Source organism: Plantibacter sp. AC185, assembly GCF_979258065.1.
The window spans coordinates 3808462-3822765 of sequence record NZ_OZ409831.1 but is presented as its reverse complement, the minus strand read 5'-3'; the positions used below and the strand labels follow the sequence as shown (position 1 = coordinate 3822765).

The following is a 14304-nucleotide window of genomic DNA, read 5'->3' as shown; positions in this document are numbered from 1 at the left end:
CCGGAACCGCTACCAGGGGCGATCGGCGAAGTTCCCGTTGTCGTTGTTCCGACCGCGGTTCTTGGCGTCCTCGGTCGACTTGTCCTGCTGGGCGTCCTGGCCGGCGTCCTTCAACTTGTCGACCTTCCCGTCCACCTCGCTGTCACCGGTACCGCTCGAGCCGCTCGAGTCGCCGTCGCCCTGTCCCCCGTTCGAAGGATCCTGCTGGCCCTGCCCGCCGGACCGGTCGCGCTGGTCGGTCGCATCCTGACGTTTGCGGTCGATGCGATCGCCGGTGTCCTGCAGGTTCTCACCGGGCGTACCCTTCGGATCGATCACGTCGGGCTGCTGCCCGGTTCCGCCCTGGTCGCCCTGGTCACCCTGGTCGCCCTGATCGCCCTGGTCACCTTGACCGCCCTGGTCGTCCTGACCTCCTTGACCACCTTGATCACCCTGGTCCTGCGGGTCCTGCGGGTCCTGCGGGTCCTGCGGGTCCTGCGGGTCCTGCGGGTCCTGCGGGTCCTGGGGGTCCTCGTTCTGATCCTGGGACTCCCCCTCGAAGCAGCCCTCGCCCTCGTCGACGATCCGCTTCGCCGTGTCGTAGAGGTTGATGGCGCCCTGGAAGAACTGGCCCTTCACGTACTCGTCGGCCTGGGTCTCGTACGCGCGCGCCAGGTTGACCCGGACGATGCAGGCGGTCTCCTCCGTCGGCGCGAGCTCGAGCGCCTTCCCGAGGTCGTCGGTCCCCTGCACCCAGTCCTGCCCGGCCGCGGCTGCGGTGCCTCGGTCGAACCAGGCGATCCACGGCTCGACGACGTTCGCCGTGAAGAGGTGCCCCGCGCTCAACTGCGCCCCGGAGTAGTCCTCGGCGCGGTACTCGGCGATCGCCGACTGCGCGACGACCGGCAGACTCACGAACTTGACCCCGACGACGAGGGCGACGAGGACCAGCGGAAGGGACCACCAGAACAGCCGACGGCGCAACCGGGCGACCTCGGCCGGGGCCAGCGGCGGACGCCGCGGTTCCTCGAGTCGTGGCCGTGGCTCCGGGCTGCGCGGCGCGTCGTCGGGCCGGTCGGTCCGGGTCCGATCGTCGAAGAGGGTCATGCCTGCCCACCCTTCGTCCGTCGGAGCTCGCCCAGCGCGCCGACCAGGCCGGGGAGCTCGGTGAGGAGCAGCACACCGAACCCGAGCGCGAACACCCAGTACAGCTCATCGGTGCGCCGGATGTCCACCTCGTCCTCGACGGTGACGCCGCCGACGGCGAGGCCGTCGAGTGCGTCGTCGAGCGACGCACCCGGTGTCCTGATCTCCGACTCGACGCCGAGCTGCGACGCGATCGTCTCGAGTGCGCCCGGATCCAGCCGGGACACGGCGGGCTCACCGGTCGAGTAGTCCTGGATGTAGCGGACGCTGCCGTCCTGGTACCCGGAGAACTCGCGCATGGTTCCACCGGCCTCGGTCCCGTAGCCGAGCACGCCACCGCCGCCGATGAGCGGTGCGATGCTCTCGAACGACCCGGGCGCCGCGCCACTCGTCTGCTCGCCGTCGCCGAGGTAGAACATGATCCTGTTCCGACCCGGCTCCTGCTCCTCGGCCTGGGTCAGCAGCGTGGTCATGAACTCCACCGGCGCGTCGATGCTGCTGCCGCGGGAGTAGGTGGTGATCTCCTGCGTCATCGCCTCCGCAGCCGACCGGAGCGCCGTCGCGTCCGTCGTGAGGGGCATGCGCTGGACGGCCACGGCGTCGAACGTCACGAGCGCGTAGCGGGCACCGGCCAGCCGGTCGGCGATGCCGGTGATGTCGGCCTTCGCACCGTCGAGTCGGGTCGGCGGCTTCGGGGCGCCGTTCTCGTCCGTCCCCGACGCGGTCTCGTCCGGCCAGTCCTCGGCGGCCATCGAGCTCGTCGTGTCCACGACGAAGTAGACGTCGAGGTCGCCCATCGCGGACGGCGGGCGATGGTTGCCGGGGATGGTCGGTCGGAGGGCGATGATCACGAGCACGACGACCATGGCCAGTCGGGCGATCCAGTGCCAGGCTCCTGGCCGCCGCACCCCGGCGAGGAACTGCCAGACGGCGAAGGCCGCGAGGACGGTGCCCAGCACGGCGACGGCCCAGATCGGCAGAACGGGGTTGATGGTCATCGGCGCAACCTCCAGGCGAGCAGCATGAGCGCCGCGAGGCCGCCGAACGCCGCCAGCACGAACACGAACGGCTCGTCGACCTGCACGAGCTGTTTGGCGCCCTTCAGCGTCTTCGTCTGCTCCGCCGTGATCTGCTGGACGATGCCGCCGACCGCGCCGGGGTCGGCGAGCGCGTAGTAGTCCCCGCCGGTGGACGTCACGACCTCGTCCATCTCCGCGGCGAGGTCGTCGAGGTAGTCCTTGCTGGAGACGTCGCCGGGGTTGATCCCGTACACCGTCACGTCCTGCGCCTTCGCGTACGCGCCGGCCTCCTTGAGCGTGAGGATCGGCTCGCCGGCGACGTAGTTGTCGGTCGCGAGCACGATCGAGCGCGACCGTTCCTCGCCGACCTGGTCGAACCGCATGACGCAGGACCCGAGACCGTCGCCGATGAGGGACGACCCGTTCCCGAGATCGGTGCCGTTCCAGTACTCGTAGTCGCTCTCCGGCGAGGTGAGGTCCTCGACGAGGTGGTCGAGCTGCGCTGCCACGTAGTCGTAGTCGCTCGTCAGCGGGAAGTACGTGGTCGCGGACGCGTTGAACAGGACGAGCGCGATCCGCTCACCGTCGAACCGCTGCACGAGCTTCTCGAACACCCCGACCAGCGCGGCGTCGTACTCCGTCATCGACCCGGACACGTCGAGGCAGAGCACGATGTCGCGGTTGCGCAGTTCGGGCTGGAACACCGTCGTGCTCACCACGCGGGACCCGAGGGCCGTGCCGGCGAGCAGCAACACCCCCAGCGCGGCGATCGTCGCGATGATGAGGCGCCGGTACCGCGACAGCGCACGACGGTATCCGGGGAGCGCGGTGAGCCGTTCGGAGTGCGCGACCCACAGCGGCTCGGCGTTCGCCTTCCGGCGCCGCCCGGTGCGGGCCACGAGGACGACGACGGCGACCACCGCTGCCACGGCGAGGAGCCAGACGAGCGGCATCCACCAGTAGATCAGCTCCACGTCGTCACCACCTGGCGGGCGAGCGTGGCGGCCTCGGCGACGCTGCCCGTCTCGGCCTCGCGGAACTCGACCGGGTAGTAGGCCGACACGGCACGACTGAGTGGCGCGAGTCCGGCGCGATCGAGGTCTGCGAGGGTCATGACCTGGGCGCGGACGCCGCTGGACTCGTGCGCGTACATCCGGAGGATCGCGCCGAGCCGTTGGTGGGCGCGCCGCGTACTCAGGGCGCCGTCCACGTGCTCGCGCTCGATCTCGCCGATGAGTGCGAGGTAGCGGTCGCGCAGGACGGTCGGCGACGGCTGCGGCGCCGGGCGCGGAGCGCTCCCGCGCGCGCGACGGCGCACGTGGGCGAGCATCCAGACGTACCACCCGATCACGAGCGCGATGAGCACGAGTCCGAGCACCGGCCAGAGCAGCGTGTACTGGACCGGTGCGTAGTAGCCGTTATCGCCGGGCATGTCGGTGGGCCTCGAGGAGGTGGAAGAGGACGGGGACGACGTCGTCGGCCCCGGTCACGCGCTGACCGCTGATGCCGAGTTCCTCGAGCTGGTCGAGGTGTCGGGCGGTGGCGCTGGTGACGGCCTCGGTGAACTCGCGACGGAGCGCGTCGTCCGACCGGATGAAGGCCGGCAGGGACCGCTCGTCGGCGACGTCGACCATCGCCCGACCGGTGTACTCCGCGCGCATGAGGTCGGCGTCCCCGACCGAGATCCAGAGCACCTCGTGCTGGACGTGCAGGCGACGGAGGATCTCCGACCGCTTCGGCGTGATCTCCTCGTCGTCCGAGACGATCACGAGCAGACAGCGCTGCTTGACCGACCGTGCCGCATAGCCGAGCAGCTCGTCGAGATCGCTCTGGGGCGCCGCGAGCGATGCACGCCGGTCGATGTGCTGCAGCAGGCGTTCGAGTGCCGATTCGGTGCCGGCGGGTCGGACGAGTTCCGGTGCGGCGGCGTCGCCGGCGACGAGACCGACGAGGTCGCCGTGCCGGATCGCGAGGTACCCCAGGATGCCGACCGCGAGGATGGCGACCTCGCGTTTGGTGCTCCCACCCTCGGCGAGCGCCGCGAGATCACGACCCGTGTCGACGACGAACAGCACCTGGTGTTTCCGCGTGGCGATGAAGCGCTTCACGAGTGGAGCACCGTGTCTGGCCGTCGCCTTCCAGTCGATGTCCTTGATCTCGTCGCCCGGGGTGTACTCGCGGAGGTCATCGAAGTCGAGGCTCCTCCCCTGGAACACCGAACGGTACTCGCCGTCGAGCATCCCCCGCACGCGGCGGTGGGCGTGGATGAAGAGCTTGGACTTCACCCGGTGGAGCAGCGGGGCTGACACGGGCCTACGGCGCCTGGACCGCTCCGAAGACGGCGTCGATGATCGTCTCGGGCGAGACGTCGTCGGCCGCGGCTTCGAAGTTCAGGATGATGCGGTGCCGCAGCACCTGGTGGCGGTAGCCCTTGACGTCCTCCGGGATGACGTGGTCACGCCCGGCGAGGATCGCGAGCGCCCGCGCGACGGTGCTGAACGCGATGCTGGCACGCGGGCTCGCCCCGTACTCGATGTAGCTCGCGAGCTTCGGCGGCAGGTAGTCGCTCGCATGGCGGGTCACGTAGACCGTCTGGACGATGTAGTTGAGGATCGATGCGTCGAGGTAGACCCGCTTGGCGAGGGACTGCAGGAACAGGACGTCCTCGAGGCTCACCCCCGGGCGGTCCTGGTCGGTCTCGTAGAGCCCGGAGTTCACCCGACGGACGATCTCGGCCTCCTCGCCGATCGTCGGGTAGTCGAGCACCTCCTTGAGGAGGAAGCGGTCGAGCTGCGCCTCGGGCAGGTGGTACGTGCCCTCCTGCTCGATGGGGTTCTGCGTGGCGAGCACGAAGAACGGCTTCGGCAGCGGATAGTGCGTGCCGCCGATGGAGGTCTGGCGTTCCTGCATCGCCTCGAGCATCGCGCTCTGGGTCTTCGCGCTCGACCGGTTGACCTCGTCGAGGAGCACGAAGTTCGCGTGTACGGGCCCGAGCTGGGTCTGGAACGCGCCCGTGCGGGCGTCGTAGATCTGGGTGCCGATGATGTCGCTCGGCAACAGGTCGGGGGTGCACTGGATGCGTTTGAACGAGGCGTTCACCGCTTGGGCGATCGATTCCGCCGCGGTCGTCTTCGCGAGTCCTGGGACGCTCTCGAGCAGGACGTGTCCGCCCGAGACGAGCGCCGCGAGCAGGGTGGTGCGCAGGCCCTGCTGGCCGACCACCTTCGCATCGTAGGCACCGACGATCTCGGAGAGGATGCTGCGGGCCCGCTGCAGCTCGGCTGGCGCGATGGGGGTGCTCGGCGTCACGGTCACTGGTCTCCCTGGCGAGGCTGGCGGTCCGGACGGATGACCGTCGAACGCGGATCCGCCTGGTGGAACCCGGCGGTCCGAACAGTCTACGTGTGAAGATCCGGAGCTCGGACGCCTCGGCCACCGGATGGCCACCAGGGCGTCGGCCGCCGTTCGCCCATCGTCCCCCTCGCGTCCACCGCCGCTTCCTACCGTGGATCGATGACATCTGCAGCGCACGGGAGGCACCCGGAGACCGACGGCGCGACGGCGATCGTCCCGGTCAGGGGCGGTTCGAAGGGGATCCACCGCAAGAACCTCAGGACGGTCCGCGGGAGCACCCTCATCGCGCGATCGGTCGAAGGGCTGCTGCGGTCGGGTGGCGTCTCGCGCGTGGTCGTCACGACCGATCACCCGGACCTCGCCGCCGCCGCCGTCGCCGCCGGTGCCGAGGTCATCGACCGGCCGGCCGAACTCGCCGAGGACAGCACCTCCTCCGAGGCCGCGCTCCTCCACGCGCTCGGCGTCCTCGCGGAGCGCGGAGAGCTGACCCCCGTGACGGTGTTCGCGCAGGCGACGTCGCCCTTCCTCGACGTTGAAGCACTCGACGACGCCGTCGCCCTGGTCTCCTCCGGGCGGGCGGACTCCGTCTTCGCCGCGGTGCTCGACCACGGATTCCTCTGGACGGAGAAGACGAAGGGTGCCCGAGGGATCGGTCACGACCACCGCGAGCGGCCCCGGCGACAGGACCGCGCCCCGCAGTACCGCGAGACCGGCTCGTTCTACGTCTTCGACACGGACGGCTTCCTCGAGGCCCGGCACCGCTTCTTCGGCCGGATCGCGCCGGCTGTCACCAGGTCCTTCGCCGCGCTCGACATCGACGAACCGGAGGATCTGCTCGTCGCCGAGGCGATCGCCGGACTCGCCGAACGTCAGCTGGGCATCCCGTCGGGCTCCGAGCGTTCGGAGCACCACCTCGACGTCGACGCCGTCGTCACCGACTTCGACGGGGTCCACACCGACGACCGCGCCAGCATCGACGCCGACGGGGTCGAACGGGTGAGCGTCCATCGCGGTGACGGCCTCGGCGTCCGTCTGCTGCGCGAGGCCGGGCTGCCGTTCCTGATCCTGTCGACCGAGCGGGTCCCGATCGTCGCCGCACGCGCGGCCAAGCTCGGCGTCGACGTCGTGTACGGCTCGGCCGACAAGGCGACCGCGCTCCGCGACTGGGCGACGGCGAAGGGCGTCCCACTCGACCGCATCGCGTACCTCGGCAACGACGTCAACGACATCCCGGCCCTCGAGATCGTCGGCTGGCCGGTCGTCGTCGCCGATGCGCACCCGGAGGCCCGTGCCGTCTCCCGGCTCGTCCTGGAACGCCGAGGCGGCGACGGGGCCGTCCGCGAACTCGCCGACCTCGTCCTCGCCGCACGCGCGACCCTCGACCCCCTGAAGCTGTCCACGCTGCAATCGAACGGAGCACGACCATGAGCATCCACCAGGACGCGAACGACACCACCGACCTCGACGGCCGGACGCAGCCGTCTCCCGTGCGCATCGACGGCATCCCCGTCGGCGGCGGCGCCCCCGCGTACGTCATCGGGGAGATCGGTCTCAACCACAACGGCGACGTGGAGCTCGCGAAGCGACTCATCGACGTGGCCGCCGACGCCGGCGCACAGGCCGTCAAGTTCCAGAAGCGCACGCCGGAGATCTCGACGCCGGCGCACATGCGCGACGTCCCGCGGCAGACGCCGTGGGGTGAGATGAGCTACCTCGACTACCGGTACCGGGTCGAGTTCGACCGTGAGCAGTACATCGAGATCGGCGACCACGCCACCCTGCGAGGCCTCAGCTGGTTCGCCTCCCCGTGGGACGAACCGTCGGTCGACTTCCTCGAGGACCTGGGCGTCAGCGCGCACAAGGTCGCGTCCGCCTCCGTGACCGACTCGGGCCTCCTGACCCGTCTCGCCGCGACCGGGAAGCCGATCATCCTCTCGACCGGCATGTCGACGCTCGAGCAGATCGACCGCGCAGTCGAGATCCTCCGGGGCTCGCCGCTGGTCATCCTGCACGCGACCTCCACGTACCCCTTGCCCGCCGAAGAGGCGAACCTCCGGATGATCGACAGCCTCGCCGCCCGGTACCCCGGTGTGCCCATCGGGTACTCCGGCCACGAGACCGGTCTGCAGATCTCCCTCGCCGCGGTCGCTCTCGGAGCCACGATGGTGGAACGCCACATCACGCTCGACCGTGCCATGTGGGGCTCGGACCACGCCGCGTCGCTCGAACCGCACGGCTTCTCGAACCTCGTCCGCGACATCCGGGTCATCGAGACCGCCATGGGTGACGGCGTCAAGCGCATCTTCCCCGGCGAACTCGCCCCGCTCGCGAAGCTGCGCAGGGTCGATGCCTGATCATCGGCCCCGCCGTCGGGTGATCGGGGTGGTGGACTCCGACTCCTTCGTGAAGTGGGGCGCCGCCACCCTCTCCCGCGCGACCGGCTGGGACGTCGACCTCGTCCTCATCGAGAGCGACGTGTCCGCCACCGACCGGCAGGTGGACATCGCCCTGCTCCACACGGCGTTCGAGGGGCGGACCGTCCGTCGCCTGTCACTCCGACGACTCGTCGACCTCATCCGGACCGAGCAGCCGGACGGCGTGTTCGTCTCCACGCGGGGGCCGGTCGCCGAGGTCGTCATCTCGGAACTCCTCGCGCTCGGGCGCGCCACCCGCCCGGTGCTGCTCACCGGTCTCCCCGGCATCTCCATCCCGGCGAAGTGGAAGGGGATCTTCCTCCGCGCGCAGGCAGACGTCTTCGTCCTGCACAGCCATCGCGAGGTCGCCGCCTACCGTGAACTCGCGCTGACGCACGGGGTCGAACCGGCGTTCGCGCTCGCGACCCTGCCGTTCCTGACGGACCCGGCGACCGAGTCACCGGCCGAGCCCGCCCCGCGTACCCGGGTCGTCTTCGCCGCCCAGGCCACCGTCCCGGCCGATCGCGGCGACCGTCTCCGGATCCTCTCCTGGCTGCGGACCCTCGCGAACCGGCACCGCGACCTCGACGTCGTGATCAAGGTGCGCGGCCTCGCCGGCGACCCGCAGACCCATCACGAGCACTACCCCTTCGACACCCTCCTGACCGGTCCGACACCCGACAACCTGCGGGTCGCCACCGGGTCGATGGCGGTCCACCTCGGCCACGCGGCCGGGCTCGTCACCGTGAGTTCCACCGCCGCGATCGAGGCCATCGCGGCCGGGGTCCCGGTCATCCTGCTCGACGACTTCGGTGTGGACCCGGCACTCATCAACACCGTCTTCGAGGGCAGCGGGCTGTTGGCCTCCAAGGACGACCTCATGGCCGCCCGGTTCCGGCACCCGAACCCGGACTGGCTGCAGCAGAACTACTTCCACCCCGCCCTGGAGGACGACTGGATCCAGCGGTCGGAGGAGGCGTTCGCCGCGCGCGACCTCGGGACCCTGCCGATCCGTCCTCGGGCACGACAGAGTCGCGGCGGCATGCTCCGCACCGGTTGGGAGCGCCGTCGGGCGTTCGGGCGGGCCGACACGAGCGCGCTGGGCACGGTCGCCTTCGTCATCGGGCGGCCACTGCAGATCGCTCGCCGTCTGGTCCGTCGCGCTCGTGGCGTCCAGCCGGCCGAGCGCCAACCGATCCCCTCCCGTCGGCTCGCGCCGATCGAGACGGAGACGCCGGTGCGCGCTCCGCACGGGGCTCGTCACCGCACGGCCCGCTGACGGGAGCGCCGCTCGACCGGAGACCGGTCGGGCGACGCTCCAGGCTCAGTTGGAGCCGACCGTCACCACCGGTGCGCCCGTGGAGGTGTCGTCGGCGGGCATCTCGGCGGCCAGGCGGTTGGCCTCCTGGATGAGCGTCGCGACGATCTCCGATTCCGGCACGGTCTTGATGACCTCGCCCTTGACGAAGATCTGGCCCTTGCCGTTGCCGCTCGCGACGCCGAGGTCGGCTTCGCGTGCCTCTCCGGGGCCGTTCACGACGCAGCCCATGACGGCGACGCGCAGTGGGACGCTCATCCCCTCGAGGCCGTCGGTCACGTCGTTCGCGAGCTTGTAGACGTCGACCTGCGCGCGCCCGCAGCTCGGGCAGGAGACGATCTCGAGCTTGCGCTCGCGGAGGTTCAGCGACTGCAGGATCTGCAGCCCGACCTTGATCTCCTCCGCCGGCGGCGCGGAGAGCGAGACACGGATGGTGTCGCCGATGCCCTCGGAGAGCAGGATGCCGAAGGCGGTCGCGCTCTTGATCGTGCCCTGGAAGGAGGGACCGGCCTCCGTCACGCCGAGGTGCAGCGGCCAGTCACCGCGCTCGGCGAGCAGCCGGTAGGCCTTCACCATGACGACCGGGTCGTTGTGCTTGACGGAGATCTTGAAGTCGTGGAAATCGTGCTCCTCGAAGAGGCTCGCCTCCCAGACGGCGCTTTCGACGAGCGCTTCTGGGGTCGCCTTGCCGTACTTCTGCAGCAGCCGCGGGTCGAGGGAACCGGCGTTGACACCGATGCGGAGGGAGACGCCGGCGGCCTTCGCGCGCCGGGCGATCTCGCCGACCTGGTCGTCGAACTTCCGGATGTTGCCGGGATTGACCCGGACGGCCGCGCACCCCGCGTCGATCGCGGCGTAGACGTAGGCGGGCTGGAAGTGGATGTCGGCGATCACCGGGATCTGACTCTTCTTCGCGATGATCGGCAGCACCTCGGCGTCGTCGCGGGTCGGGACGGCCACGCGGACGATGTCGCAGCCCGAGGCCGTGAGCTCGGCGATCTGCTGGAGGGTCGCGTTGATGTTGGTCGTCTGGGTCGTCGTCATCGACTGGACGCTCACCGGGGCATCGCCGCCGACGAGCACCTTGCCGACCTTGATCTGTCGCGACTTGCGCCGCGGGCTGAGCGTCTCGGGAACCGACGGAAGACCCAGATTGATAGCTACCACGAGCCTCAGCTTACGCGCGCGACGCCCCGCAGGCTCCCCGTGAGCTGAATGCCTGCTGGGACGTCGCGATCCACGGTCAACGGGCGGGCGGTGCCTCGCGATTCGCTCGCAGGACGCCGAGCCGTTCCCGGTACTCGACCTCGTCGATGTCGCCCTGGGCGAAACGCTCGGCGAGCGTCTGCTCGGCGCTCCGCGACCCGTCCTGGCGCCAGGCCCACGGCGGGCCCTGGTGGCCGTCCGGGGACGCCCCGGACCAGGCTCGGCGACGCCACCGCCGACCGACCAGCGCGACGATGAGGACGATCACGGCGATCCAGAACGCGGGGATGAGCAGCAGCCAGAGGAGGTGGAAACCCGGTCCGGGACCGCCGGGATGCATGGCGGTCGCGGCGAGCACGATCAGGGAGGTGGACATGGAGGACTCCGTTCGTCGGGCGGACGACGACCGTCGTCCGCATCACGACCCCGAGCCTCCTCCGGATGGTGGCCGAGGGCATCCGACGACGGGACGGATCACCGCACTCCCCCGGGAGTACGGCCACCCGGCGCTCAGACGCCGGGACTGACGAGCCCGGTCTCGTAGGCGATGACGACGAGCCGGACCCGGTCGCGCGCGGCGAGCTTCGACATGATGCGCGACACGTGGGTCTTCGCCGTGAGCGGGCTGAGGAACAGCGCCCCTCCGATCTCCTCGTTGGTGAGTCCGCGTCCGACGAGACCCAGCACCTCGCGTTCGCGCTCCGTGAGCCCGGCGATCACGGCGTCGTCGAGCGGCGCGGCGATCACTCCGGCGACCTGGGTGAGCAGCCGCCTCGTGACCCCGGGCGACAGCAGGGCGTCACCCGACGCGACCACGCGGACGGCCCGGATGAGCTCGGCCGGCTCGGTGTCCTTCACGAGGAAGCCGCTCGCGCCTGCCCGGATCGCCTGCGCGACGTACTCGTCGAGCTCGAAGGTGGTGACGACGATGATGCGGGTGGCCTCGAGCGCCGGATCCGCGACGATGGCCTCGGTGGCGGCCAGGCCGTCGCCTCCGGGCATCCTGATGTCCATGAGCACCACGTCCGGCCGTTCCCGACGGACGACGACGAGCGCCTCGTCCCCACCGGCCGCCTCACCGACGACCGCGATGTCGGGCTCCGCGTCGAGGAGGGCGCGGAACCCGCCGCGGATGAGGGCCTGATCGTCGGCGACGACCACGCGGATCATGCGACGCCTCGGACCGGCACCCGGGCCGTGACACGGAAGCCGCCGAGCGGACTCCGCCCGGTCTCGAGGGTGCCGCCGAGGAGCTCGGCGCGCTCGGTCATGCCGAGGAGGCCGTTGCCGTGCTCCGCGGGGCCGGGTGGGGCACCGACCCCGTCGTCCTCCACGAGCAACCGGTAGGACCCGTCGACCTCGACGAGCTCGACGGACACCCGTCCGGCCCGCGCATGCCGGAGCACGTTCGTGACGCTCTCCTGCGCGATCCGGTACAGCGCCTGCTGCACGGCCGCGCCGGGCGTGGAGACGAGGCGCAGCTCGAGTACCGCGTCGACGCCCTGGTCTCGGAGGGACTGGACGAGGACTGGTAGTGCCTCGAGATCCGGCCCCGGTCGCCTCGGCGCGCCGGTCGTGGGATCCTGGGCCGCATCGGCACCACGGAGGACGTCGAGGAGGCCACGGACCTCGTCGAGCGACGCCTTGCTCGACCCCTTGATGTTCGTCAGAGCCTCCCTGGCACGTTCGGGCTGGGTGTCCATGAGATGCAGGCCCATGCCGGCCTGGACGGTGATCTGCGCGAGCGAGTGGGCGACCACGTCGTGCAGCTCACGGGCGATGCGCACGCGCTCCTCCTGCGCGGCGGACGCCCGGCGTTCACCTTGACGCCGGCGATCCGCGTCGAGCTGTTCGCGCCGGGTGCGGAGTCCCTCGGCGAGGAGGACGGCGACGATGACGAGGGCGGTCGTGGCCCCGACACGGAAGCCCGACACCTTCCAACCGACGGCGAGCGCGACGGTCAGGGCGAGCGCCCACCCGAGTCCCAGCGACGGATAGGCCCAGCCGCGCGCGCCACGGACGATGCCGGAACCCGCGGCGAACGCCAGCGCCACGGCGGGAGGGCCCCAGGTGGGACCCGTCAGCATCGAGGCGGTCGACAGCACGGCGACCGCCGCGACCGTCGGCCCGGGCGACCGCCTGGCAGCGAGCAGGCAGAGCACGCCGGCGAGTGCCAGGAGGACTGCCGAGGAACGGGACCACCCCGAGGCACCGGCACCCGGGCCGAAGGAACCGTGGAGGGCGAGCACCGCTGTCGCGGGCACCTGGACGAGGAAGGACACCACCACCGGCGCCCAGAGGCGCCAGACGGGGCGTCCGGGTCGGCGATCGCTCGGCGTCGTCCAGGGTGCCGAACCCGTCTCGACCGATGCCATCCCTGCATGCTACTCGCGGGTCGGAGCCGCCGCGTCGCCCGCACGGAGCCTGCACCGTACTCCCCGGGGAGTACGGCCGTACCGGGATGGGACGGTCCCGCGGGCTCCGGTCGCGTCGGCCTAGCCGAAGAGGTTGACCGGCTTGACGATGTCGGCGTACACGAGGAGCGCGCTCATGCCGCCGAGGACGATCACCACGCCGAAGGTGAGCGGGATGAGCTTCGCCGCGTCCACCGGTCCCGGGTCGCGACGTCGGAAGACCTTCGCGAAGCGGCGACGGATCGCCTCCCAGAGCGCTGCTGCGACGTGCCCGCCGTCGAGGGGCAGCAAGGGGATGAGGTTGAAGACGAAGAGCGCGACGTTGAGCGACCCGAGGATGCCGAACACGGTCGCCGCCTTCGACGCGACGGGGATCTCGTCGAGGCTGACCACCTCGCCCACGACCCGTCCGACGCCCACGACACTCATCGGCCCGTTGGGGTCGCGCTCGCCGGATCCGAACGCGGCCTGCCCGACGTCGATGAGTCGCTGGGGCAGGTTCAGGATGATGTTGGCGGTCCGGGCGATCGTGTCGCCGACGGTCGGCAGGATCGTGGTGACGGGCTGCGCCACCATCTGCTGCTGCGGGGTGATGCCGACGAAGCCGACCTCATGGGTCTTCGCCGAGCCGTCGGCCTTCGTCACGATCTTGCCGGTCTCGGCGTCGACGACGTCCCGCTCGAGCAGCAACGGCGTCAGGGTGAGGTCGAGTCGCTGCTCACCGCGCGCGACCTCGAGGGCCAACGGCTTGCCCGGCGAATCCTGCACGGCCGCGGAGATCTCGGCGAACGTGGAGATCGGGGTGCCGTCGATCGAGAGGATCGTGTCGCCCGGCTTCAAGCCCGCGGCGGCCGCCGGACCCTGCGGATCCCCCGCTGCACAGCTCTGGCGGTCGCTGGTGGACGGCAACACGCACTCGTACACCGAGGTCAGCGTGCTGCTCTGCTGCGGGACGCCGAACCCCGACACGGCGATACCGATGAACAGGACGGCGAGGACGAGGTTCATGAACGGCCCGCCGAGCATGACGACGATCCGCTTCCAGACGGGCAACCGGTAGAAGGTGCGCTCCTCGTCGCCGGCGCCGATCGTGTCGGCACTCGCCTCCCGCGCGTCCTGGACCAGCGTGTCGAAGAAGCCGGTGCTGGCGTTCCGGGCGGCACCGCCGGGCTGCTTGGGCGGGAACATGCCGATCATCGAGATGTAGCCGCCGAGCGGGATCATCTTGACGCCGTACTCGGTCTCGCCCTTGCGGCGCGACCAGATGGTGCGACCGAAGCCGATCATGTACTGGGTGACCCGCACGCCGAACAGCTTCGCGGGCACGAGGTGACCGACCTCGTGCAGCCCGATGGACACGATGAGGCCCACGAGCACGATCACGATGCCGAGGAGGTAGAGGAGGACGGATTCCACGGCGTAACCCTACTCGCGCGGTCGGGTCACCGGCTGCA

14 protein-coding genes are annotated in these 14304 nt (G+C 70.6%); 3 read left to right on the top strand and 11 right to left on the bottom strand.

Annotation, left to right across the window (positions count from 1 at the left end; genetic code table 11):
- Positions 1-9 precede the first annotated feature (9 nt).
- The 6 genes from ACZZZB_RS17785 to ACZZZB_RS17760 are packed head-to-tail and all read right to left on the bottom strand — an operon-like array spanning position 10 to position 5459.
- Positions 10-1086, bottom strand: a complete 1077-nt coding sequence (locus ACZZZB_RS17785; RefSeq protein ID WP_463530387.1) for a hypothetical protein — start codon at positions 1084-1086, stop codon at positions 10-12.
- Positions 1083-2123 carry a VWA domain-containing protein gene (locus ACZZZB_RS17780; protein ID WP_159879161.1) on the bottom strand — a complete coding sequence of 347 codons (1041 nt, stop codon included), beginning with the start codon at positions 2121-2123 and terminating at the stop codon, positions 1083-1085. Before ACZZZB_RS17780 ends, ACZZZB_RS17785 begins: the two co-directional genes overlap by 4 nt.
- Positions 2120-3118, bottom strand: a complete 999-nt coding sequence (locus ACZZZB_RS17775; protein WP_137243278.1) for a vWA domain-containing protein — start codon at positions 3116-3118, stop codon at positions 2120-2122. The genes ACZZZB_RS17780 and ACZZZB_RS17775 overlap by 4 nt, the downstream gene beginning before the upstream one ends.
- A complete protein-coding gene (locus tag ACZZZB_RS17770; protein WP_191941386.1) occupies positions 3109-3576 on the bottom strand; it encodes a hypothetical protein in 468 nt (155 codons plus the stop codon). The genes ACZZZB_RS17775 and ACZZZB_RS17770 overlap by 10 nt, the downstream gene beginning before the upstream one ends.
- Complete coding sequence (locus ACZZZB_RS17765) at positions 3563-4453, bottom strand: DUF58 domain-containing protein (RefSeq protein WP_229939091.1); 891 nt, start codon at positions 4451-4453, stop codon at positions 3563-3565. The genes ACZZZB_RS17770 and ACZZZB_RS17765 overlap by 14 nt, the downstream gene beginning before the upstream one ends.
- A gap of 4 nt (positions 4454-4457) precedes the next feature.
- Complete coding sequence (locus ACZZZB_RS17760; protein WP_064295340.1) at positions 4458-5459, bottom strand: AAA family ATPase; 1002 nt, start codon at positions 5457-5459, stop codon at positions 4458-4460.
- A 198-nt stretch (positions 5460-5657) separates the two neighbouring features.
- On the opposite strand from ACZZZB_RS17760, the gene ACZZZB_RS17755 reads away from it, so the two are divergent.
- The 3 genes from ACZZZB_RS17755 to ACZZZB_RS17745 are packed head-to-tail and all read left to right on the top strand — an operon-like array spanning position 5658 to position 9191.
- Positions 5658-6926 carry an acylneuraminate cytidylyltransferase gene (locus ACZZZB_RS17755; RefSeq protein WP_137243279.1) on the top strand — a complete coding sequence of 423 codons (1269 nt, stop codon included), beginning with the start codon at positions 5658-5660 and terminating at the stop codon, positions 6924-6926.
- Complete coding sequence (locus ACZZZB_RS17750) at positions 6923-7852, top strand: N-acetylneuraminate synthase family protein (protein ID WP_124769572.1); 930 nt, start codon at positions 6923-6925, stop codon at positions 7850-7852. Before ACZZZB_RS17755 ends, ACZZZB_RS17750 begins: the two co-directional genes overlap by 4 nt.
- A gap of 31 nt (positions 7853-7883) precedes the next feature.
- Positions 7884-9191 carry a DUF6716 putative glycosyltransferase gene (locus ACZZZB_RS17745; RefSeq protein WP_463530386.1) on the top strand — a complete coding sequence of 436 codons (1308 nt, stop codon included), beginning with the start codon at positions 7884-7886 and terminating at the stop codon, positions 9189-9191.
- Between the two features lie 45 nt (positions 9192-9236).
- On the opposite strand, the gene ispG is transcribed toward ACZZZB_RS17745, so the two are convergent.
- The 5 genes from ispG to ACZZZB_RS17720 form a co-directional block, all read right to left on the bottom strand.
- Positions 9237-10397 (bottom strand): flavodoxin-dependent (E)-4-hydroxy-3-methylbut-2-enyl-diphosphate synthase, encoded by a 1161-nt coding sequence (gene ispG / locus ACZZZB_RS17740; protein WP_064295337.1) that lies wholly within the window; start codon positions 10395-10397, stop codon positions 9237-9239.
- 76 nt (positions 10398-10473) lie between these two features.
- The gene (locus tag ACZZZB_RS17735; RefSeq protein ID WP_138944658.1) at positions 10474-10812 is read right to left on the bottom strand and encodes an SHOCT domain-containing protein; all 339 of its coding nucleotides are present in this window, start codon (positions 10810-10812) and stop codon (positions 10474-10476) included.
- Between the two features lie 134 nt (positions 10813-10946).
- Positions 10947-11606 carry a response regulator gene (locus tag ACZZZB_RS17730; protein ID WP_079707170.1) on the bottom strand — a complete coding sequence of 220 codons (660 nt, stop codon included), beginning with the start codon at positions 11604-11606 and terminating at the stop codon, positions 10947-10949.
- Complete coding sequence (locus tag ACZZZB_RS17725; protein ID WP_463530385.1) at positions 11603-12811, bottom strand: sensor histidine kinase; 1209 nt, start codon at positions 12809-12811, stop codon at positions 11603-11605. The genes ACZZZB_RS17730 and ACZZZB_RS17725 overlap by 4 nt, the downstream gene beginning before the upstream one ends.
- A 120-nt stretch (positions 12812-12931) precedes the next feature.
- Positions 12932-14266, bottom strand: coding sequence for a M50 family metallopeptidase (locus ACZZZB_RS17720; protein WP_463530384.1), 1335 nt, complete (start codon positions 14264-14266; stop codon positions 12932-12934).
- Positions 14267-14304 lie beyond the last annotated feature (38 nt).